General features: G+C 58.0%; 16 protein-coding genes. 9 read left to right on the plus strand and 7 right to left on the minus strand.

The genetic code is table 11. From position 1 onward, the window contains the following. Window positions 1-39: 39 nt before the first annotated feature. Entirely contained in the window at window positions 40-2,424 is a 2,385-nt protein-coding gene (locus IM284_RS17480; RefSeq protein WP_047367007.1) for a beta-N-acetylhexosaminidase, read from the minus strand. Between the two features lie 178 nt (window positions 2,425-2,602). Then, window positions 2,603-5,311, minus strand: a complete 2,709-nt coding sequence (gene mgtA, locus IM284_RS17485; RefSeq protein ID WP_045259608.1) for a magnesium-translocating P-type ATPase — start codon at window positions 5,309-5,311, stop codon at window positions 2,603-2,605. Window positions 5,312-5,701: 390 nt separating this feature from the next. Between mgtA and treR the strand changes: the two genes are divergently transcribed. The 4 genes from treR (at window position 5,702) to IM284_RS17505 (ending at window position 10,785) form a co-directional block, all read left to right on the plus strand. Further along, window positions 5,702-6,649: a trehalose operon repressor TreR gene (gene treR, locus IM284_RS17490; protein ID WP_028015312.1), complete on the plus strand. Its 948-nt coding sequence runs from the start codon at window positions 5,702-5,704 to the stop codon at window positions 6,647-6,649. A 127-nt stretch (window positions 6,650-6,776) separates the two neighbouring features. Further along, window positions 6,777-8,195: a PTS trehalose transporter subunit IIBC gene (gene treB, locus IM284_RS17495; RefSeq protein WP_045259643.1), complete on the plus strand. Its 1,419-nt coding sequence runs from the start codon at window positions 6,777-6,779 to the stop codon at window positions 8,193-8,195. A gap of 51 nt (window positions 8,196-8,246) precedes the next feature. Further along, window positions 8,247-9,902 (plus strand): alpha,alpha-phosphotrehalase, encoded by a 1,656-nt coding sequence (gene treC, locus IM284_RS17500; protein WP_047367006.1) that lies wholly within the window; start codon window positions 8,247-8,249, stop codon window positions 9,900-9,902. A gap of 136 nt (window positions 9,903-10,038) precedes the next feature. Continuing rightward, window positions 10,039-10,785 (plus strand): oligogalacturonate-specific porin KdgM family protein, encoded by a 747-nt coding sequence (locus IM284_RS17505; RefSeq protein ID WP_193055850.1) that lies wholly within the window; start codon window positions 10,039-10,041, stop codon window positions 10,783-10,785. Window positions 10,786-10,793: 8 nt separating this feature from the next. Here the strand turns inward: IM284_RS17505 and IM284_RS17510 are convergent, their stop codons facing one another. Beyond that, complete coding sequence (locus IM284_RS17510; protein ID WP_041911449.1) at window positions 10,794-11,453, minus strand: MurR/RpiR family transcriptional regulator; 660 nt, start codon at window positions 11,451-11,453, stop codon at window positions 10,794-10,796. 179 nt (window positions 11,454-11,632) lie between these two features. Between IM284_RS17510 and IM284_RS17515 the strand changes: the two genes are divergently transcribed. The 5 genes from IM284_RS17515 to nrdG all read left to right on the plus strand — a co-directional run bounded on the left by IM284_RS17515 (window position 11,633) and on the right by nrdG (window position 19,270). After that, window positions 11,633-13,030 (plus strand): PTS fructose transporter subunit IIC, encoded by a 1,398-nt coding sequence (locus tag IM284_RS17515; RefSeq protein WP_072058717.1) that lies wholly within the window; start codon window positions 11,633-11,635, stop codon window positions 13,028-13,030. 10 nt (window positions 13,031-13,040) lie between these two features. After that, on the plus strand, window positions 13,041-15,638 hold the full coding sequence (locus IM284_RS17520) for a glycoside hydrolase family 38 C-terminal domain-containing protein (protein WP_047367005.1): 2,598 nt from the start codon (window positions 13,041-13,043) through the stop codon (window positions 15,636-15,638). 1 nt (window position 15,639) lies between these two features. Next, complete coding sequence (locus tag IM284_RS17525; protein ID WP_041911451.1) at window positions 15,640-16,212, plus strand: PTS sugar transporter subunit IIA; 573 nt, start codon at window positions 15,640-15,642, stop codon at window positions 16,210-16,212. A 369-nt stretch (window positions 16,213-16,581) separates the two neighbouring features. Then, on the plus strand, window positions 16,582-18,720 hold the full coding sequence (nrdD, locus tag IM284_RS17530) for an anaerobic ribonucleoside-triphosphate reductase (RefSeq protein WP_047367004.1): 2,139 nt from the start codon (window positions 16,582-16,584) through the stop codon (window positions 18,718-18,720). Window positions 18,721-18,805: 85 nt separating this feature from the next. Beyond that, window positions 18,806-19,270 carry an anaerobic ribonucleoside-triphosphate reductase-activating protein gene (nrdG, locus tag IM284_RS17535; protein WP_028015303.1) on the plus strand — a complete coding sequence of 155 codons (465 nt, stop codon included), beginning with the start codon at window positions 18,806-18,808 and terminating at the stop codon, window positions 19,268-19,270. 3 nt (window positions 19,271-19,273) lie between these two features. Here nrdG and IM284_RS17540 read toward each other — a convergent pair whose 3' ends face one another. From IM284_RS17540 to IM284_RS17555, 4 genes are all read right to left on the minus strand, one after another. Then, window positions 19,274-19,558: a type II toxin-antitoxin system RelE/ParE family toxin gene (locus IM284_RS17540; RefSeq protein ID WP_041911453.1), complete on the minus strand. Its 285-nt coding sequence runs from the start codon at window positions 19,556-19,558 to the stop codon at window positions 19,274-19,276. Next, window positions 19,548-19,790, minus strand: a complete 243-nt coding sequence (locus tag IM284_RS17545; RefSeq protein WP_023331889.1) for a type II toxin-antitoxin system RelB/DinJ family antitoxin — start codon at window positions 19,788-19,790, stop codon at window positions 19,548-19,550. Before IM284_RS17545 ends, IM284_RS17540 begins: the two co-directional genes overlap by 11 nt. Before the next feature lie 77 nt (window positions 19,791-19,867). After that, window positions 19,868-21,778: a transcription antiterminator gene (locus IM284_RS17550; protein WP_047367003.1), complete on the minus strand. Its 1,911-nt coding sequence runs from the start codon at window positions 21,776-21,778 to the stop codon at window positions 19,868-19,870. 19 nt (window positions 21,779-21,797) lie between these two features. Then, a complete protein-coding gene (locus IM284_RS17555) occupies window positions 21,798-22,934 on the minus strand; it encodes a lactonase family protein (protein ID WP_047367002.1) in 1,137 nt (378 codons plus the stop codon). Between the last annotated feature and the right edge of the window lie 25 nt (window positions 22,935-22,959).

Raw genomic sequence — 22,959 nt, forward strand, 5'->3', positions numbered from 1 at the left:
ACGTAGGCCCGGTAAGCGCAGCGCCACCGGGCATGTGTGTTACTGATTTCGCGTGGCGCGTAGCAGCGTCTCCAGCGGATAGACCGCCGCAATCACCACCTCATCCTGCACCTTCGCCGCGCTGTCCAGCTCGCTCTGGATCGACGCGATCTCTTTGTCGTCCAGCGTCCCCTGACGCGCCACCAGATCCGTCAGCCTCAGGCCAATCGAGGCCAGCTTATCCACCTCCAGAATGACCGGCTTAATGGCCTTCAGCTGATAGCTGTTTTCGCTCAAAGCCAGCACGTCGCTGGTGTTGTTCTGCCAGCGGTTAAAGACGTGGCGCAGCGCCTCGGCGCTCTCCGTGTCTTCCGCGTCGCTCACCAGGCGGTCCACCCACTTGTGCATCTGACGCACGGTAGCGCTTTCGGCGTTCAGCGCATCTGCAAGTCTGTTAAGCGGCTCAAACTGATGGTAGTTTCCGGCCTGGAACTTCAGGTGCTGGCGGGTGTAATACTGGGCCGGCTCGAGCGCCTGAGCGAGGATTTGCAACGGCAGGGTGTCCGCATTGTTAGCGAGGCGCGTGAACTGCACCTGCTGCTGGGTATGCTGCTGCAGCCCGACGGAAACCGTCGACCAGCTGTCCATCGCCTGCAGGCGGGTATACATGTTATCGACGTCGTTGACGTCCTGCGCGGACCACAGCCGCTCCGCCACCGCAAAGGCGCGCGGCCACAGGCGGATGTCCAGCACCGGCGCGACCACGTTTTCCGCCCACAGCGCGGCTTCGCCGCCGAGCAGGTTGGCCTGATTCGCCACGTCCGGCACGACCGGAGGGGTACCTTTCGGCACGTCGTCCAGACGCGCGCCGCTAATCGGGTAGCGGGTGTTTCCCACCAGGAAATAGCCGGTGAGTTTGTCGTTATCAACGTTGGCCACCGGGCGCGTTTCACCCATCCAGGTGTCGACGGTAAAGGTCACCTGGTTGTCGTCGCGCCACTGAATGTTATTCACCGCCCGACGCGATTTCCCGGCAAAATCAATAAAACCGCGCCAGCCGGCGTCGCCTTTCACCAGCGTAAAGCTGCCTTCCACCGGCTTGCCCTTCAGGCGCGGCATGGAGAAAGCCCAGCTCTGGACGCTGTCGGTGTCCGCTATCACGTCCACGCCATTCAGCCCCTGCGGCACGATTTCGTTGCGGTAGTGATAGGCGGTGGACTGGGGCTGGTCGAGGTAGAAGCCGGTTGAGAGAATGCCCTTATAGCCGTTCTGCGCCACCTGCCCCAGCGCGTCCTGTCCCTGCCAGGACTGGATCAGAATGCTTTTCGGCAGATCGGGATGGTAGATCTCATCCCAGCCGACCATCTGCCGGTGATGCTTCTCAAGGATCGTCTCCAGCTTGCGGTTGAAATACGCCTGCAGCGCGTGGCTGTCCGCCAGTTTGTTGTCGCGCATAAATCTCTGGATCGCCGCGTTTGCCTTCCACTGGCTGTCGTCCACCTCATCGCCGCCGATATGCAGATACGGATCGGGGAAGATCGCCGCCAGTTCGCTGACCATCGCGTCGGCGAATGTGTAGGTCGCCTCTATGGTGGGATCCAGCACCGGCTTCAGCACGCCCCAGTGGCGCTCCATAGCGTACGGCCCCGGCGCGCTCATCAGTTCTGGATAGGCGACGGCAATCGCTGAGGCGTGGCCCGGCATATCGATTTCCGGCACCACGCGTATGCCGCGTTCGGCAGCGTAACGCACAATCTCGCGCATCTGCTCAGGGGTGTAGAACAGCCCGTCGCTGGCAAGCTGGGTTAATTTTGGATAACGCTTCGAGGTAAAGCGCCAGCCCTGATCGTCGGTCAGATGCCAGTGCAGGACGTTGAGCTTGGCCGCAGCCATGCCGTCGATCTGACGCTTGATATCGGGTAACGGGATGAAATGGCGCGCCGAATCGAGCAGCAGCCCGCGCCACGGGAAGCGCGGCGAATCTTCGATGGTAACCCACGGAATCGAAGTGTTTTCGGCACCGCTCTGCATCAGCTGGAGCAAGGTTTCCATTGCGCGAAATGCGCCAAAGCGGGTGTTAGCGGAGATGTTCACGCCGTTGGCATCCACTATGAGTTTGTAGCTCTCATCGCTGTCCGGCAGCGGCTGCGGCTTCACCTTTTTAGCGATGGCGATACGGATGGTCGGCTTGTCAGGTTTTTCGGCCTGTGGCTGTAGCGTCCAGCCGGTTTGCAGCGCAATGCGCTGGCGCAGGCGGTTGACCGCGTCCCCCAGATCGTCGCCGCTGACGCTCACGGAGAGTTGATTGTTAAGCACCAGCGCGCCCTGCGTCGTCGGGCGTTCAACCTTCGCAGGCCAGGGCATCAGGGGAAGATCGCCTGCCGGCGCGGCAAAAGCGGAGGCGCCGAGCATAAGCCCGGCGGTTAAGAGACTGTACCGTAACATGAATGTTCCTTATCTGACGGGCCAAATACAGGCAAAACATTCTGTTAACATGCGTACAAATTGTCGTCAAGCGAATGCGCCGACGGAGATCACAGGTTGTTGAATTTGGGAGGAAAGCCAGATGCCGGGTGGCGGCTTCGCCTTACCCGGCCTACGTTTGGATTGTGGGAAAATGAGTTTACTGCCACCCATATCGACGCGCATAGAACCCTTTCACCATCTGGGTCAGCACCATATAGCCCGCGAGGATCGCCACCAGCCACGGGAAGTAGCTCAGCGGCAGCGCCTGAAGTTGCAGGTAACCTGCAAGAGGCGAGAACGGCAGCGCAATCCCGAGCGCCATCACAATGCCCGTCATCACAATCAGCGGCCACGCGGCACGGCTCTGGATGAACGGAATGCGGCGCGTGCGGATCATATGCACAATCAGCGTCTGGGACAGCAGCCCTACCACGAACCAGCCGGACTGGAACAGCGTCTGGTGTTCCGGCGTGTTGGCGTGGAACACAAACCACATCAGGCAGAAGGTCAGAATGTCGAAGATGGAGCTGATCGGCCCAAAGAACAGCATGAAGCGGCCCAGATCGGCCGGGTTCCAGCGCTGCGGCTTCTGGATCTGCTCGTCATCAACGTTATCAAACGGGATCGCTACCTGAGAGACATCGTACATCAGGTTCTGGATCAGCAGGTGCAGCGGGAGCATCGGCAGGAACGGCAGAAACGCGCTCGCCACCAGCACGCTGAAGACGTTACCGAAGTTGGAGCTGGCGGTCATTTTGATGTACTTGAGCATGTTGGCGAAGGTGCGACGCCCTTCGATGACGCCCTCCTCTAGCACCATCAGGCTCTTTTCCAGCAGGATGATATCCGCCGCTTCACGGGCGATATCCACGGCGCCGTCCACGGAGATGCCAATGTCCGCCGCACGCAGCGCGGGCGCATCGTTGATGCCGTCGCCCATAAAGCCCACCACGTGCCCTTCACGACGCAGCAGCGTCACAATGCGCTCTTTGTGCATCGGCGTCAGGCGGGCAAACAGCGTCGTGCGCTGGGCAAGCTGCGCCAGTTCGTCGTCGGTGAGGTGCTCGATGTCGCTCCCCACCACCACGTCGCCCGCGTCCAGCCCCACTTCGTGACACACTTTGGCCGCCACCAGCTCGCTGTCGCCGGTGAGAATTTTGACGGTGATGCCGCTCGCCTTCAGCGCCTTCAGCGCCGGTGCGGTGGTCTCTTTCGGCGGATCGAGGAATGCGATGTAACCCTCGAGGATCAAATCGGATTCGTCGATACGCTGATAGTCCCCCTCCCGCGCGGGCAGGAATTTGCTCGCCACCGCCACCACGCGCAGCCCCTGACGGTTCAGGTTGTCGGTGACGCGCTTGATGCGGCGCAGCATGGTGTCGTCCAGCGGCACGATCTCCCCGTTGTGGCGCACCTGCGTGGAGACGTTCAGGATCTCCTGCAGCGCGCCTTTGCAGATCAGCTGGTGCACGTCCGGCTGCTCGCTCACCACCACCGACATGCGGCGGCGCTCGAAGTCGAACGGGATTTCGTCCACCTTCTGCCAGCGGCCGGAGAGCGTACGGGCGGCCTCCTCGTCCACGCCTTCCAGCACCGCCACGTCGAGCAGGTTTTTCAGCCCGGTCTGGTAGTGGCTGTTCAGCCACGCGCTGTGGAGCACGCGCTCGCTGGTTTTACCGGCGATGTCGGTGTGGTTCTCCAGCACGATTTTATCCTGCGTCAGGGTGCCGGTTTTATCGGTGCAGAGAATGTCCATCGCGCCAAAGTTCTGAATGGCGTCGAGGTGTTTGACGATCACCTTTTGTTTAGAGAGTTTGACCGCCCCGCGCGCCAGCGTGGAGGTAACGATCATCGGCAGCATTTCCGGCGTCAGGCCGACGGCCACGGAGAGCGCAAACAGCGCCGCCTCCCACCAGTCGCCCTTGGTGTAGCCGTTGATCAGCAGGACAATCGGCGTCATGACCATCATAAAGCGGATCAGCAGCATGCTGACGCGGCCAATCCCTTTCTGGAACGCATTCGGCTCGCTCTCCTGCTCGCTGACGCGCCCGGCAAGCTGTCCAAACCAGGTGTTGCCGCCGGTGGCGGTGACAATTGCCTGCGCCGTGCCGCTGACCACCGTGGTGCCCATAAAGCACAGGGTGTCGCACTCGAGCGGGTTCATCTGCTGCGGGTCGCGGCTGCGCGATACCTTCTCAACGGGCAGGGACTCGCCGGTCAGGGAGGCCTGCGCCACGAACAGATCCCGCGCCTGGATGATGCGTAAATCCGCCGGGATCATGTCTCCCGCCGCCAGCTTCACCAGATCGCCCGGCACCAGCTGGTCAATGGGCAGCTCAACCCAGGCGTTTTCGCCGAGATCGTTAATCACGCGCGAGACGGTTGCGGTATTGCTGACCATCGCCTTCAGGGCGTCTGCCGCTTTGGTGGAGCGGGCTTCCTGAATGAAGTTCAGCAGCGTGGAGATACCCACCATCAGGGCAATCACGCCCGCGGCAAAGAGATCTTCCGTCGCGTAAGAGATGATGCCGAGCACGGTCAGCAGCAGGTTGAACGGGTTGCGGTAGCAGAGCCACAGGTGCACCCACCACGGAGAGGGCTTCTGCGCCGGGATCTGGTTATCGCCGTGCACGGCGCGGATTTTTTCCACTTCAGACGCGTTCAGCCCTTCCGGATGGCCGCCAAAGGCGCGCCAGACTTCGTTTTCATCCATCGCCGCCACGTTCAGGCAGCGTTCGGTCAGGGACGCCGGGATCGCCGCTCCCGCCATGTTTTTGGCATTGGGCAGCGGGTCGCGCTGAACAAGACGGTGTGGCAGATGGCGGCTCAGCAGCGCCTGCAGCTGCCGGGTGATATTTTTAAACATAGACATTCCTCCGCATCCGCCAGGCGGACGCAGCATTCCCTTCAGGCGTGGCAAAGCCGTACCTGTCAGGCACTCAATTTTTCAAGCAGGAACGTTTAGGACGTTGCTGCCTCACATTACCGGTGAGACAGCAAAAGCTGGCTTACCGGAAAGAACAAATTCTCCCGTTCAGGAGAGGTGCGGGATCGGGATCCATAAAGCCTCCGGTAAGTAAAAAAACAGGGTGTCGCCGCGCAGTATAAAGATTTAAGCGTACCCTTTGTGACGATTCGGGCGGTATTATACGCGCCTGCAAATAAACAGTACGTAAACCAGACTTTGCCCATAGCGAAATCGCGCTATAGCATTAGGCTCAATTGACCATTTTGTCGTTGTTACAGGGAAAACAGCATGCAGAACCGCCTTACAATTAAAGACATCGCGCGTTTAAGCGGCGTGGGGAAATCAACCGTCTCACGCGTGCTGAACAACGAAAGCGGCGTCAGCGAACGCACCCGCGAGCGCGTTGAGGCGGTCATGAATCAGCACGGTTTTTCCCCTTCCCGCTCCGCACGCGCCATGCGCGGGCAGAGCGATAAAGTGGTTGCGATCATCGTTTCGCGTCTGGATTCCCTCTCCGAAAACCTCGCCGTTCAGACCATGCTGCCCGCCTTCTACGAGCAGGGCTATGACCCGATCATGATGGAGAGCCAGTTCTCGCCACAGCTGGTGGAAGAACATCTCGGCATGCTCCAGCGCCGTAACATTGACGGCGTGGTGCTGTTTGGTTTTACCGGCATTGACGAGGAGATGCTGAAACACTGGCAGCCGTCTCTGGTGCTGCTGGCGCGCGATGCCCACGGTTTTGCCTCCGTCTGTTATGACGATGAGGGGGCGATTATCACCCTGATGCAGCGCCTGTACGAAGAAGGCCACCGCCACATCAGCTATCTGGGCGTGCCGCACGCGGACGTTACCACCGGCAAGCGCCGTCACGAGGCCTATCTGGCCTTTTGCAAAAAGCACAATCTCCCTGCCGTGGCCTCCCTGCCGGGGCTGGGCATGAAGCAAGGCTACGAGCAGGTCGCCAGCGTCCTGACGCCGCAGACCACCGCGCTGGTGTGCGCCACGGACACCCTTGCGCTGGGTGCCAGCAAGTATCTGCAGGAGCAGCGCATTGATAACCTGCAGGTGGCGAGCGTCGGCAGCACGCCGCTGATGAAGTTCCTGCACCCTGAAATTATCACCGTCGATCCGGGCTACGCCGAGTCCGGCAGACAGGCCGCCGCGCAGCTGATCGAGCAGATCAACGGGCGGAGCGAGCCGCGCCAGATCGTTATTCCCGCCCGTCTCTCATAACCCCCCTGAATCGTTTATTGTGATCTTCGCCCGATTTCGGGAACGTTCCCATTTTCGCCGTCACGCTGAAGGAGTAGGCTTGCGCTCAGGTCATTACCCCCCTCAACATCTGTCATGAGGTTTCATGATGAGTAAAGTCAAACAAGCAGATATCGATCGGCTGATCGTCCTGGTCGGCGGCCGCGAAAACATCGCCACCGTCAGCCATTGCATTACCCGCCTGCGCTTCGTGCTGAACGATCCGGCCAAGGCCAACCCGAAGGCGATTGAAGAGCTTTCCATGGTGAAAGGCTGCTTCACCAACGCCGGACAGTTCCAGGTGGTGATTGGTACCGAAGTGGGCGATTACTATCAGGCTCTGCTGGCGACCACCGGACACTCTTCTGCCGATAAAGAGCAGGCGAAGAAGGCGGCGCGCCAGAATATGAAGTGGCACGAGCAGCTGATTTCCCACTTTGCAGAAATCTTCTTCCCGCTGCTGCCGGCGCTGATCAGCGGGGGCTTAATTTTGGGCTTCCGTAACGTCATCGGCGATGTGCCAATGAGCGACGGTAAAACCCTGGCGCAGATGTACCCGGCGCTGCAAAGCATCTATGACTTCCTGTGGCTGATTGGCGAAGCGATCTTCTTCTACCTGCCGGTCGGGATCTGCTGGTCCGCCGTGCGCAAGATGGGCGGTACGCCAATTCTCGGTATCGTACTGGGCGTCACGCTGGTCTCTCCGCAGTTAATGAACGCTTACTTACTTGGTCAGCAGGTGCCGGAAGTGTGGAACTTCGGCCTGTTTACCATCGCCAAGGTGGGCTATCAGGCGCAGGTCATTCCGGCCCTGCTGGCGGGTCTGGCGCTGGGCTTTATTGAGACGCGTCTGAAGCGCATCGTGCCGGATTACCTCTACCTGGTGGTGGTGCCGGTCTGCTCGCTGATCCTGGCCGTCTTCCTGGCGCACGCTTTTATCGGTCCGTTTGGCCGCATGATCGGCGACGGCGTAGCCTTCGCGGTGCGTCATCTGATGACCGGCAGCTTCGCGCCAATCGGTGCCGCGCTGTTTGGCTTCCTGTATGCCCCGCTGGTGATCACCGGCGTGCACCAGACCACGCTGGCCATCGATATGCAGATGATCCAGAGCCTCGGCGGTACCCCGGTCTGGCCGATTATCGCCCTCTCTAACATCGCACAGGCCTCTGCGGTGACCGGCATCATTATCGTTAGCCGTAAGCACAACGAGCGTGAGATCTCCGTTCCGGCGGCCATCTCCGCCTATCTCGGCGTCACCGAACCGGCGATGTACGGCATCAACCTGAAGTACCGCTTCCCGATGCTCTGCGCGATGATCGGCTCTGGCCTGGCGGGCCTGCTGTGCGGCCTGAACGGCGTGATGGCGAACGGGATTGGCGTCGGCGGCCTGCCGGGGATCCTCTCCATCCAGCCTACTTTCTGGCAGGTGTTTGCCCTGGCCATGGCGGTGGCGATTATCGTCCCCATGGCGCTCACCACCGTGGTTTACCAGCGTAAGTTCCGTCAGGGCACGCTGCAGATTGTTTAACTTCATCTTTCGGGGCGCAGTTGCGCCCCTTCGCATTTGCAGGAACGCACTATGAATACCCTTCCTCACTGGTGGCAGAACGGCGTCATCTACCAGATTTACCCAAAGAGTTTTCAGGACACCACCGGCAGCGGCACCGGCGATCTGCGCGGCGTGACGCAGCGGCTGGATTACCTGAAAACCCTCGGCATCGACGCTATCTGGCTGACGCCGTTTTATATTTCCCCGCAGGTGGATAACGGCTACGACGTGGCGAATTACACCGCCATCGACCCGTCCTTTGGCACGCTGGATGACTTTGACGAGCTGGTTGCCGAAGCGCACGAACGCGGCATTCGCATCGTGCTGGATATGGTGTTTAACCATACTTCCACGCAGCACGCCTGGTTCCGCGAGTCGCTGAACAAAGAGAGCCCGTACCGCCAGTTCTACATCTGGCGCGACGGCACGCCGGAGCAGCTCCCCAACAACTGGCGCTCCAAGTTTGGCGGCAACGCCTGGCGCTGGCACGCCGAGAGCGAGCAGTATTATCTTCACCTTTTCGCGCCCGAGCAGGCGGATCTCAACTGGGAAAACCCGGCGGTGCGCGCCGAGCTGAAAAAGGTATGCGAGTTCTGGGCCGATCGCGGCGTGGACGGCTTGCGTCTGGACGTGATTAACCTCATCTCTAAAGATCAGGATTTCCCGGACGACACCATTGGCGACGGTCGCCGCTTCTACACTGACGGGCCGCGCATCCACGAATATCTTCAGGAGATGAGCCGCGACGTCTTCACCCCGCGCAACCTGATGACGGTGGGCGAGATGTCGTCAACCTCGCTGGAGAACTGCCAGCAGTACGCGTCGCTCGACGGGCGCGAGCTGTCGATGACCTTTAACTTCCACCACCTGAAGGTGGACTACCCCGGCGGCGAAAAGTGGACGAAGGCAAAGCCGGACTTCGTGGCGCTGAAAACCCTTTTCCGCCACTGGCAGCAGGGCATGCACAACAAAGCCTGGAACGCGCTGTTCTGGTGTAACCACGACCAGCCGCGCATCGTGTCGCGCTTTGGCGACGAAGGGGAACACCGCGTTCACGCTGCAAAGATGCTCGGCATGGTGCTGCACGGCATGCAGGGCACGCCGTATATCTACCAGGGTGAAGAGCTGGGCATGACCAACCCGCACTTCAGCCGCATCACCGACTACCGCGACGTGGAAAGCCTGAACATGTTCGCCGAACTGCGGGCCAATGGCCGCGAGCCGGATGAATTACTGGCGATTCTGGCGAGTAAATCCCGCGATAACGGCCGAACCCCAATGCAGTGGGACGCGTCGCACAATGCGGGCTTTACCGAGGGCGAGCCGTGGATTGGGGTCTGCGATAACTATGAAACCGTGAATGCCCGTACGGCGCTGGACGACCCGGATTCAGTGTTCTACACCTATCAGTCGCTGATTCGTCTGCGCAAAACCCTCCCGGTGCTGACGTGGGGAGATTATGAAGATCTCCTGCCGGAACACCCTTCCCTGTGGTGCTATCGCCGCCAGTGGCAGGGCCAGACGCTGATGGTGGTGGCGAACCTGAGCCGAGAGCACCAGCAGTGGCAGCCGGACCCGGTACAGGGCGCATGGCAGGTCGCACTCAGCAACTATGAGGACGTCCCCTCTCGTCCCGATACGCTGCAACTGCGCCCGTTTGAAGCCATCTGGTGGGTGCAGGAATAAACGTCAGGAGATACAGCATGCTGTATCTCCTTTTTTTATGTTTAGCGATACGCTAAATGTACGACGATAACTTTTACATCACGGCGTACCGAAAATAAAAATAGTCCTGCCAATTAAATAACCTCGGCAGGACATGATGAAAAAGACAATTATTAAAGTAACGTGTATTAGCGCATTATTATTGAGCACACAGGGATGGTGCGGAAATACGTCCGTCGACCTTCGCTTTGGCCATAATACGCGCTCTGACGTAAATGATTCTCGTATTAAGGTTATGCATCAGGCGGATAACGGTTTTTACTTCTCCGTTGAAGCCGCACAAAACCATAACGACACCTTTTTTGGTGATACCGACAGAAATAATCCCGATGACAAAGGATTAACGGAGGCGGCACAGGAGATTGAAACGCGCTGGCGCTTCAATCTGGGCAATGGCTTTGCCGTTGCGCCTGGCATGGTGACGGTTTTCACCCCCAGTAATACCCACTATCGCCCCTTCATTCAGGGCTGGAAAGCGTTCGATAACGGTCTGAACCTCTCTGCCCGTTACCGTTATAACACCATCAATGACGCGCACAGCGACAAAGAACTCGACGGCAGCGGCTATACCCGCCGTCAGTCACACCAGTTCGACATTTGGTTCGCGTACAACATTGGCAAATTCGGTATGTCCTACAACCCGCGCTTCCGCTGGCAGGATAATGTCGATCAGGGAACCGGGGATGATACCTACTGGGAGCTTACCGTTGCGTTCAACTACCAGCTCGACGATGGCTGGACGCCTTACGTCGAACTGGTGTCACTGGATAAAACCTATATCAACAATGACGGCAACCATGAAAATGATTATGCCGTACGTCTGGGGATAGTGAAGCAGCTCTGACGGCCTGACTACACCGTATCGTGCTGCAGCAGCCTGCAGCCGATACGGTCCACGGCGCTTAACAGTTCAAGCTGGCCCTCCCGCTGATACAGCGATACCGCGTTAATGTCGATCGATAACGGCCAACATAGCGTTGAGATCGACGCCAGCGTCGCCCCCTGACGGGTAATTGCAATAATCTTTAAGCCCTTGCGCAGCGCGTTTCGCGCCATTTCTATCAGCGACTGTGTCTCCCCGGATTTGCTGATCAGCACCAGCGTCCCCTTCGATACCCGTGTCAGCTGGTGCATGTCATTCAAAATAAGATGCGGCAGGCTCGCCAGCGATAAAAAGCGCGACAGGTAGTTGAGACTGGTAAGCGAGGCACCGCGTGCGTACAGATAGATATGGCTGGAATGGATGAGCAGCCTGGACACCTCCGCCACAATGTCGTCCGCCTGCGGACCCGCGTCGGGCACTGCAGGCGCAGGGGTAAAATGATCGCGTAAAAAACGATACCGAAGCTCGGTATAGCTTTTATACCCCATTTTTTTACACACACGATTAACGGATGTTGTCGTTGTAAAGGTATCACGGGCAATCTCTTTTGCCGAAATATTAGAAATATTACACGCGTGATGCTGAATGTATTCAAATATCAAGCGTTCACTTCCCTGGAATGAATTCATATATTACACCCTGTTTAATCCCGGCATGATATTAACACAACAGAGAAATAGTCTCTGGAAGGCGCTTCACACATTGCATTTACGCGTATCGCGATACGTAATTAGTATTAACAAACGTTAAAAACTGTTTTAGGTTCTCTTTATACTTTCCCTGTTTTCACATCCAGGGAATTATGACAATGACGAAACAAAAAGTTGTCGCGGTGACGGCGTGCCCGACGGGCATTGCACATACCTTTATGGCGGCGAATAAAATTATTGCATGGGCTAAAGAGCACAATATTGAGGTTAAGGTCGAAACGCAGGGCAGCGACGGCGTTAAAAACCGCTTAACGAAGCAGGATATCGCCTCCGCCACGGCCATTATTCTGGCAACCGACGTCCCCATTCAGGATGCCGAGCGCTTTGAAAACATTCCCCACCTTCAGACCCGCACGCAAGAGCTGATCAAGCATACCGATCGCTATCTGCGTCAGGCGCTTGCCATGGAAAAAAACGTCACGACTGTCGTACATGAAGACGAACTCCAACCTTCGGCTTACCAGATTTTTATTGGCCATATCATGGCGGCCATCAGCTATATGCTGCCGGTGGTGGTCATGGGCGGGCTGATGATGGCAACGGCCAAAATTACCGGCCAGTTTATTAACATCGACCATTCGCCGTTCAGCGTGCTGGATAAAGTGGGCTTTATGACCATTAAGTTCATGTATCCGGTTTTCGCCATGTATCTGGCGTTTTCCATTGCCGGCAAACCGGCGCTGATCCCCGGACTTATCGGCGGCATCATGTCAGACGAGGTCTACAAGCGCTTCTTTGATATCGAAGGCTTTATGCCGTCCGGCTTTTTCGGCGCGATCGGCATTGGCTTTTTTGTGGGCTATCTGGTGCGCTGGCTGAATGATTCCATTCACGTCCGCCAGCAGCTCACCACCATCAAGACCATGCTGGTCGTCCCGCTCATCACCGGCATTACGCTGGTGATGGTCATGGAATATTTGATTAACCCGATTTTCGGCTCGCTTAACCAGCTGATGGTGGTCTTTTTTACCTCGGCAGGTGACACCGGGCGCGGATTCTATTCCGCGATGATCGCCGCAGGCACCGCGTTCGACCTGGGCGGCCCGGTCAACAAGGCGGCAGGCTCAGTCGCGCTCGGCCTGAATGGCATGAGCGAAACGTTTGATCTCACCGCCCGCGAACTCTCCATCGTGATCCCCTCTATTGGTGTCGGCTTTGCCGCGTTCCTCAACGGCCGCTTTGGACTACCGGATGTTTTTAGCCGGGAAGAGAAAACCGTTGGCAGCACCTCGTTGCTGTTGGGCGTGATTGGGATCTCCGAAGGCGCGATCCCGTTCATCCTGAAAAACCCACGTCTGATCCCGGTGTTCATGACCGGTGCCGTCGCCGGCGCGCTGGTCGCCATTGCACTCGGCGTGAAGCAGACGCTGCCGCTGCCTGCCATCTGGGGCTGGCCGCTGGCAACCAACGTGGCGGGCTACCTGGCGAGCGTCTTTATTGGCGCACTGATTTGCGCCCTGGGCGTGCTTTACGTCAGCCCAAAGAACGCCAGCTAAGGGGAAGGTCATGAATCAGATCCACGTCATTGCCCATACGCACTGGGATCAGGAGTGGTATTTCACCCGTCAGGACAGCATGGTGCTGGCGTCATATAACTTTGCGGACGTCATCGACACGCTGGAGCAGGACCCGGCTTACAGCTGCTATCACCTTGACGGACAGATGGCGGTGGTAGAGGACTTTCTCGCCATCAATCCCGAGTATCGCACCAGGCTGGAGACGCTGGTCAGAGCGAAAAGGATTTTTGTGGGGCCGTGGTATACCCAGACGGACACCTACAACGTGCATGGCGAATCCATTATCCGCAACCTCAAATACGGCATCTTCTCTGCCCGTAAGCTGGGGCACGCCATGCAGGTTGGGTATCTTCCGGATACCTTCGGCCACAATGCGCAGATGCCCACGATTTTGCAGGGCTGCAATATCGACAACATCGTCTTCTGGCGCGGCATCGATCACGACAGACAGGCGAAAAGCAGCCAGTTCCTCTGGCGCGCGCCGTCAGGGGAGACAGTTATCGCCTGCGCGATGGCGCTCGGTTATGGCGCGGCTAAAAACATCTCTTCAGACGCGAGCCATTTGCAGGGAAAAATCTATCCGATGGTCAATCTCCTGCGCTCGCGGGCCGGAATAAATGACCTGCTGCTGCCCTGCGGCGGCGATCAGGTCAGCATCGACCCGGCGCTGCCGAAAATCCTGCAGGTCGCCAGCGCACGCTCCCCGGATGAGGACCGGTACGTCATCAGTTCGCTGGAGCGATACGTCGACATTCTGCGCGCGCAGCGTGAGCAGTTTGAATTCTGGGAAGGAGAGCTGAAATCGCCGCGCTACACCCGCATCCATAAAACGATCGGCTCCGTGCGCTACGACATTAAAAAGAAAAATGATGCAGTTGAGCAGTTCATCCTGCGGCAGCTGGAGCCGACAATCGCCATGGCGCGTCACCAGGGGCTGCCGGTCAACCTCTCGGTGGTCGATACGCTCTGGAAGAAGCTGTTGCGAAGCCATGCCCATGACTCCATCGGCGGCTGTAACAGCGATGCCACCAACCGTGATATTTTGCATCGACTGGAGCAAACCGAACAGCTGTGCCACAGCCTGTGGAATCTGGTGGTGAAAACCCTGGCCGCCGCCTGCGCTCGGGAAGGCGATCTGCTGATTTTTAACCCGCTGGGCACGCAAACGCAGCGCGTGGTGAAAACCACTCTCTATAGCCGCGCTGAAAATATCGCCCTGATGTATCAGGGGCAGGCCATCCCCTTCGACGTCCTGAAAAGAGACGTGTTGCCCGGCGGAACGGCGATCTCCCTTAACGCCGAAGGCGAGTGTGAAACGCCCCTTCCCCCTTATTACCGCTGGCACGTTGCTGTGAAAACACCGGTTCTGCCGCCGGTCGGCTATCTCAGCGTTAACGTTGAAGATGACCCGGCGCCTTTCCGGCAGCCTGAACAGACAACGGGCAGCGAGATAGAGAATGCACAGTATCGATTAACGCTGGACGACGGAACGCTAACCCTGCACGACAAACGCAGCGGCAGATGCATCCCCTCGTTCTTTACCCTTGAAGACTGTGCGGATGCCGGCGACAGCTACGATTTCTCACCGCTTGCGGGCGATACGCCGACGCGATGCGACCATTTCACGCTCGTCGGCTGCCTGAAAACGCCGCTTGTCGAAAAGCTGATCGTTGAAGCCACCCTGTTTCTTCCGCCAGATCTCGCCGGACGCCAGGATACTGCCCGAACGCCGTTATCCATTCGTCTGGAGTGCACATTACGCGAAGACGATCCGAACCTGTACGTCGAGGCTTCGCTGGAAAACAGCCACTGCGATCACCGGCTACGTTTACTGATCGGCAGCGATATTCGCACCCGTCACGCTATCGCCTCCCAGCCCTTCGCGATAATCCAGCGCGATACGGGGTGTGAGAGTGGAAACTGGCAGGAGCGCTATCGCGAGATGCCCGTGGATATCGAAACCACCGAAGGCATTATTGCTGTCGCGGAAGCGGGCAAAGCGCTGGTGGTGAATAGTCGCGGTATGAAGGAATTTCAGATTATCGGCAGCGAACCCGCGACGATTGCCCTGTCGTTATTTAAAGCGACGGGCGTGCTCGGGCGCAACGATCTCGACTGGCGACCGGGCCGGGCGTCCGGCATTAATAATACGGTGGTTGAGACCCCCGACGCCCAGTTACTGAAACCGCTGCACTTTTCATTTACCGTCGCGCTGGCCGACAGCGCCGATCATCTCACGCTTCGCCAACTGGAAAATCAGGCGGCCGGACAGCCTTTCACCTACCAACGGCAATCGTTACACACGCTCGATCACCGTCTTGAGCGCTTTGCGTTGCGTCTGCCCGAGCATCAGCTTCCGGCACAATTCTCATTATTGACCCTGCCGGAGCCGCTAGTCCTTTCTGCCCTGCCCCATGCGCAACGGTCGAATGGCACCGTCGTCCGGGTGTTTAACGCCGGGACGCAGCCGGTTCCCGTCCCGGAAAGTCTGGTGGGGCTACGTCAGATCAACTATCTGGAAGAGCCTGTGCCGCCGGTAACGGCAATCCCCCCTTTCGCAACCTGCGATTTTTTGATGGAGGCTTAATATGAACTTGCTTGCATTGACGCACCCCGATCTGGTTTTTATCAACCCGCCGCACCGTACGCCTGAAGCGCTGATCCGCTGGCTCGCCGAACCGCTCGCCAGGCGAAAAATCATCTGCGATGAAGAAACATTCATCCAGAGCGTGTTACAGCGCGAAAGCGAAGGCCCTACCGCGCTGGGTGAAGCGCTCGCCGTTCCGCACGGTAAAACCGAGGCGGTGCAGCAGGCGGCGTTTTGTCTGGCACTCTTTGACGACCCGATACGCTGGCCGGGGCTGGACGGTGATGAAGAGGTCAGAATGGTTTTCCTGCTCGCCATTCCGCCCGCGGAAGCAGGCAGTACCCATATGCAACTGCTGACGACGCTGACCAGTTTATTGACAGAAGATCGAGTGCGCGCGCAGCTTCTGGCGGCGCGCACCCGGGAAGAGGCGATGTCCGCCCTGAGTGCTGAAGAACCTCAAAAACAGGATGCGGCCCCTGACCGCTCCCTTCTCATTCCGGTGATACTGGGCAGTATCGCTACCGCAGCCTTTTTACAGGCAGGATTGAGCTGGGCCTGCGCGGTGAGTTAACCGAACGGCGCTCAGCATGTACCACGTTGAGCGCTTGTTTTTGTTGAATAATTAATCAGATTTTTCCTTCGCGTCTTTACAAAGGCTGAAGCGCCCGCCGTTTGTACTCTCGTCTTTTTACTTTGTTCTGCGTCAAATAAATCGCAAACTTGTTTGATGCAAATCACTATATGTAGAACTTAAAATGCACGCCGACCCAACATCTTGTATTAATCGTCTACTATTCCAACAACAAGACGGCGCTTACGCTGGCCGGAATTGTGGATAACATGAGCTGGGAACGGGGGAAGTCTTTGGCCTGGCGGGGAATACGTCCGGTGAATACTTCTCCACCTCTGTGGATAACCTGTTTTTAAAAATGGAGTGATCATGACACCGCATGTGATGAAACGTGATGGCTGTAAAGTGCCGTTTAAATCAGAGCGCATCCAGGAAGCCATTCTGCGTGCAGCTAAAGCAGCGGGAGTCGATGACGCAGATTACTGCGCCACCGTCGCAGGAGTCGTTAGCAGCCAGATGACTGAACGCAGCCAGGTCGATATCAACGAGATCCAGACCGCGGTTGAAAACCAGCTGATGGCTGGCCCCTACAAACAGTTAGCCCGCGCCTACATTGAGTATCGCCACGATCGCGACGTGCAGCGTGAGAAGCGCGGTCGCCTGAATCAGGAGATCCGTGGCCTGGTGGAGCAGACCAACTCTGCCCTGCTCAATGAAAACGCCAACAAAGACAGCAAAGTGATCCCGACCCAGCGCGATCTGCTGGCCGGTATCGTCGCCAAACACTATGCCCGCCAGCATCTGCTGCCGCGCGACGTGGTCTCGGCACACGAGCGCGGCGAGATCCACTATCACGACCTCGATTACTCGCCGTTCTTCCCGATGTTCAACTGCATGCTGATCGACCTGAAAGGCATGCTGACCCAGGGCTTTAAAATGGGTAACGCCGAGATTGAACCGCCTAAGTCGATCTCCACGGCGACAGCGGTAACGGCACAGATCATCGCTCAGGTGGCGAGCCACATTTATGGCGGGACCACCATTAACCGCATTGACGAAGTGCTGGCCCCGTTCGTGACGGCGAGCTTCAACAAGCATCGGAAAACTGCCGAAGAGTGGCAGATCCCGGACGCGGACGGCTATGCGCGCTCCCGTACCGAAAAAGAGTGCTACGACGCGTTCCAGTCGCTGGAATATGAAGTGAACACGCTGCACACCGCCAACGGGCAGACGCCGTTTGTAACCTTCGGTTTTGGCCTGGGCACCAGCTGGGAATCACGCCTGATCCAGCAGTCCATTCTGCGCAACCGTATTTCCGGCCTCGGCAAAAACCGTAAAACCGCGGTGTTCCCGAAACTGGTGTTCGCCATCCGCGACGGCCTGAACCACAAGTTTGGCGATCCGAACTACGACATCAAACAGCTGGCGCTGGAGTGCGCGAGCAAGCGCATGTACCCGGACATTCTGAACTACGACCAGGTGGTAAAAGTCACCGGTTCGTTTAAAACGCCTATGGGCTGCCGCAGCTTCCTCGGGGTGTACGAGGATGAAAACGGCGAGCAGATCCACGACGGGCGTAACAACCTGGGCGTCATCAGCCTGAACCTGCCGCGCATCGCGCTGGAGGCCAAAGGCAATGAAGCTGAATTCTGGAAACTGCTGGATGAACGCCTGCAGCTGGCGCGTAAGGCGCTGATGACCCGTATCGCACGCCTTGAAGGGGTGAAAGCCCGCGTGGCGCCCATCCTCTATATGGAAGGGGCCTGCGGCGTGCGCCTGAAGGCGGACGATGACGTGTCCGAGATCTTCAAAAACGGCCGCGCGTCGATTTCGCTGGGCTATATCGGCATCCACGAAACCATCAACGCCCTGTCTGGCGACGCGCATATGTACGACAGCGCGGCCCTGCGCGAAAAAGGCATTGCGATTGTCCAGCGCCTGCGCGACGCGGTTGACCAGTGGAAAGAGGAAACTGGCTACGGGTTTAGCCTTTACAGTACGCCGAGCGAGAACCTGTGCGACCGCTTCTGCCGTCTGGACACCGCCGAGTTCGGGATTGTGGAAGGCGTGACCGACAAAGGGTACTACACCAACAGCTTCCACCTCGACGTGGAGAAAAAGGTAAACCCGTACGACAAGATCGACTTCGAAGCGGCCTATCCGCCCATCGCCAGCGGCGGCTTCATCTGCTACGGCGAGTACCCGAACATCCAGCACAACCTGAAGGCGCTGGAAGACGTGTGGGATTATAGCTATCAGCACGTGCCGTATTACGGGACCAATACGCCAATCGACGAATGCTACGAGTGTGGCTTTACCGGTGAGTTCGAGTGTACGAGCAAAGGCTTTACCTGCCCGAAATGCGGCAACCACGATGCAGCCCGTGTCTCCGTGACCCGTCGCGTGTGCGGCTATCTCGGCAGCCCGGATGCCCGTCCGTTTAACGCCGGCAAGCAGGAAGAGGTGAAGCGCCGGGTGAAACATCTGGGGAATGGGCAGATCGGTTGAGCCACTGCCACATTTATGCCCGGTGGCGCTACGCTTACCGGGCCTACAATCCGCACTCACACTGTACCCGGCTTGGTTAACCGCTATGAACTACCATCAGTACTACCCCGTCGACATCGTCAACGGCCCCGGCACCCGCTGCACCCTGTTCGTTTCAGGCTGCGTACATGAGTGCCCCGGCTGCTACAACAAAAGCACCTGGCGCGTAAATTCCGGCATGCCGTTTACCGCTGAAATGGAAGACCGCATCATCAACGACCTGAACGACACGCGCATCAAACGCCAGGGAATTTCGCTCTCCGGCGGCGATCCGCTCCATCCGCAAAACGTGCCGGAGATCCTGAAGCTGGTGAAACGCATTCGCCGCGAGTGCGCGGGAAAAGATATCTGGGTCTGGACGGGATATAAGCTGGAAGAGCTGAATGCTGCTCAGAGGGAAGTCGTGGATTTGATTAACGTGCTGGTGGACGGCAAGTTCGTGCAGGATTTAAAAGATCCGGCCCTGATCTGGCGCGGCAGCAGCAACCAGGTTGTGCATCATCTGCGTTAAATGCTAAAGCCGTTTATTTGCTTCATGATAAACGGCTGATTTCTCTCTCTTTCCGATAGCGATAACAAATACCGTAACTACGTTATCCTGAACCTGATAAACCAAACGATAACCCAGAGATCTGAGTTTTATTTTGTAGCAATCCGGCAGGCCGTGCAGGCGGGCCGATTCAATTCTGGGGTTCACTAAGACGTCAGCAAGTTTCTTTTTAAACTGGCATTTCACCGTATCGCCCAGCTTATGCCACTCCTTTAAAGCCCTCGGGTCGAACTCCAGTTCATAAATCATCCAGACTAACCTTAATTCCCTTTTGTGGATTCGCCAGTCGCTCCCGGACTGTCTGTATCAGTTCATCTTCACTGTCACTGATGGTGACAGTTTTCACCGGCATACGCCCTGTTTCCGCAACGTACTGAAACAGTAACCGCACGGCTTCCGTTGGGGTAATATTGAGTTTTTCCAGCACGGCATACGCCTCATTTTTGAGTTTGTCATCCAGACGGACGTTAAGCGTGGCCATTATGCCTCCAGTAAAATCGAATGTGTAATGCAGTTTAGCATTACATTCGCATTACATCGAATTCTGGATAACGCCTCTCAAAACCGGCTCAAACTCTCCATCGCCTCAGCCTTAAACGCCGCAAAATCCTCGCACTGGCACAGGCGCGTCATCGCGCGTTCTCGCAGGAAAGTGACGAAGATGTCGTAAATCGCCATCGCCTCTTCGTACTCGCTTTTGCTGATGGCGAGCAGGAAGATGACGTGCGCCGTTTCATCCCCCCACTGAATACCCTGCGGAGCCAGCACCGTATAGACCACCGTTTTCTGTGCCAGCAGGCCGAGGGAGTGCGGCAGCGCGATACCGTCGCCGAGCATGGTGCTGACGATAGCTTCACGCTCAACGACCGAATCCAGAAACTCCGCGCCAACAAAGCCTTCGCGTTCAAGCTGGTCACACAGCTCGTGGAACAGCGTTTGCTGGTCAACAGGCTTGTCGAGAATGCGAAAATGGGCCGCGTCGAAGTATTTCTCCAGCATCCACGGGCGGGTGCGGTCCACCAGCACCAGCTTGCCGATCTGCTCTAACTGATAATCGGTCGGGAACGGGGCGATCGTCACCACCGGTTTAGATTTTTCACTCACGCGGGCGGTGGAGATGACAAAGTCTTCGCCGATGGCATCCGCAAGCTCGTACTCGCGCAGAGTGAGCGTGCGCGTCACCTCGATCTGCGGGTATTTGCGCTGGAGCACCGCCTCGATCATGCGCACCATCGCATTACCGGCGTCGCACACCAGCAGCACGCGCGGCTGGCGCTGGTAGCCGATGTTGTAGTGGCGCTCCAGCCCCACGCCGATGTGCAGCACCAGAAAACCAATCTCGTTTTCGCTGATCGCATACGGGGTGTATTTCCCCCAGCTCGACACCGCCGCGAGAGTCATATCCCACGCCATCGGATAGTGCTGCTTGATGTTGTCCAGCAGCGGATTGGGGATCATGATTTGATAGCGCACGCGGGTGATCATGGTTTTGATGTGCGTGAGCAGATCGGCGTGCAGCTGCGCGTCGCTGAGCAGGTTGTAGTTATAGTGGGTGTTGATGTAGCGAAGGATATAGTTGACCAGCGCTTCGTCGTCGTCGGCGTTAATCGCGCTGGGGGCAATCTCCTGAATCTGCCGCGCCGCGATGTGGACGCACAGCCAGCTCTCTTCGGATGGCGCAAGCGCCTTGCCCGCCAGCTCCTGAATGGCCACCGCGATATCCTTCGCCGCCTCGCGCACGTTCTCTTCCACGTCTTCCGCGTGGAATTCCGGCAGCGGATACCCCTCGCTGATGCGCCGCACCGACACCGCGCAGTACAGGCGCAGGAACAGTTCGCCTTCGTCGGTCAGACGAATGTGATGGCGGGTGAGCGCGTCGTGAAGCACGACCACCATCTGCTCCGGTACCCCGGCGTTGAGCGCGACCTCCGTCACCAGCGGGTTAAGGCTGTCCTGCTGCGCCAGCTCCCACAGAAGATCGGTCAGGCAGGCGCGGACCGACATCTCGCTGCCAAACAGCTTCATGCCGTGGCGCGGGCGGGTTTCCAGCGTCAGGTTATAGCGCTGGAACCACTCGCGCACTTCCACCATGTCGCTCTGCAAGGTGGCGCGGCTGACAAACCACTCGTCGGCCAGATCTTCAAGCTTAAGTGAAAACGCCGACGTCAGGAAACGCACCACCAGATAGTGCACGCGCTCCGGTCCCGTTCGGGGAATACGCAGCGCGCGCGGGTGCGATGCCTGCAGCTGCTGATAGCGCTCGGCATCGTCAATTTTAAGCTGGTAGCCGTTACCCCGGCTCAGAATAAACTGCGCGCCGTGGCTCGCCAGCAGCGCGTTCAGGGCGGTGATATCTGCGCGGACGGTTCGCGTGGAGACCGACAGCCGCTGCGCCAGCTCGTCCTGCGGCAGCGTCTCGTTTTGCAACAGATCGAAAAGTTGCGCTAAACGTTGGTTCGGAAATCTCACGTCGTTGTCCTCTTACTGCTCAGGGTGAAATGACCATCTGGGATGGGCTGCCGACCGGGGTATAGTCTGGCTCGAAGCTCAGCTTGCCGTCCTGCGCCACGCGGAAACGGGTAATGTTGTCGCTGCGCTGGTTCATGACGTACAGCCAGCGGCCCTGCTGATCGAGCGTCAGGGTGCGCGGGTAGTCGCCGCGCGTCCAGACATCCTCCTGATGCGTCAGCGTGCCCTCCGCTGTTACGGTAAAGTGCCCGATGCTGTTATGCAAACGGTTCGCCACATACAGCTGTTTACCATCGGCGCTTAGCGCCAGCCCGGCAGCAAAACTGGTGCCTTTGTAACCGTCCGGCAGGGCAGAGACCGTTTTGCCCTCTTTCAGTCTGCCGCTGCTGTCCAGCGCATAATGGGTGAGCGTCGACGCCTCTTCGTTAATCAGCCACAGGGCATCGCCTTTCGGCGTAAAGACGAAGTGGCGCGGACCGGCACCTTTCGAAGAGGCGCTGATAAACGGCGGATCGTTCGGCGTTAGCTTTCCGGTTCGATCGTCAAAGCGGTACTGATAGATACGATCCAGCCCAAGATCGGTGGAAAAAACGTATTTCCCGCTCGGATCGGCGGCGATCATGTGCGCATGCGGGCCGTTGTGATCGCTGATCGCGAAACTGCCCTCAACGGCCGCTTCCGGCTTCGCCGCGCCCGGTTCGCCCTGGTCCTGATGTCTGTCCGTCGCGTCACCCAGGCTGCCGTCCGCGTTGACGGGCAAAACGGCAATCGATCCGCTGACGTAGTTCGCCACCAGCAGATGCTTGCCGTTTGGCGTTAGCGAAAGATACACCGGCCCGGCGCCACCGGAGGCCACCTGATTCAGCTCGCTCAGCTCACCGTTATCGCCGACGCGCAGCGCCTGCACCACGCCCTGCTCCACTTCGCTTGCCAGATACAGCGTTTTACCGTCTTGCGAAAGGGTCAACTGCGCCGTGTTCGGCAGTTTGCTCACCAGCGTTTTATCGTCCAGCGCGCCGGTTTGCGGGTCGACGGTAAAACGGTACAGCCCTTCACCATTCGGATTATAGGTGCCCACCCAGGCGTATTGCGTCTGGGCGATGGCGGCGGTGGCGAGCATTGAGAGTGAAGCGACAAGCAGGTTACGGGTGTGCATGGTGGCTCCTTTATATGTGTGAGTT

Origin of the sequence: Enterobacter cloacae complex sp. P12RS, from assembly GCF_014895875.1 — a bacterium.
GTDB classification, from domain to species: Bacteria; Pseudomonadota; Gammaproteobacteria; order Enterobacterales; family Enterobacteriaceae; genus Enterobacter; species Enterobacter bugandensis.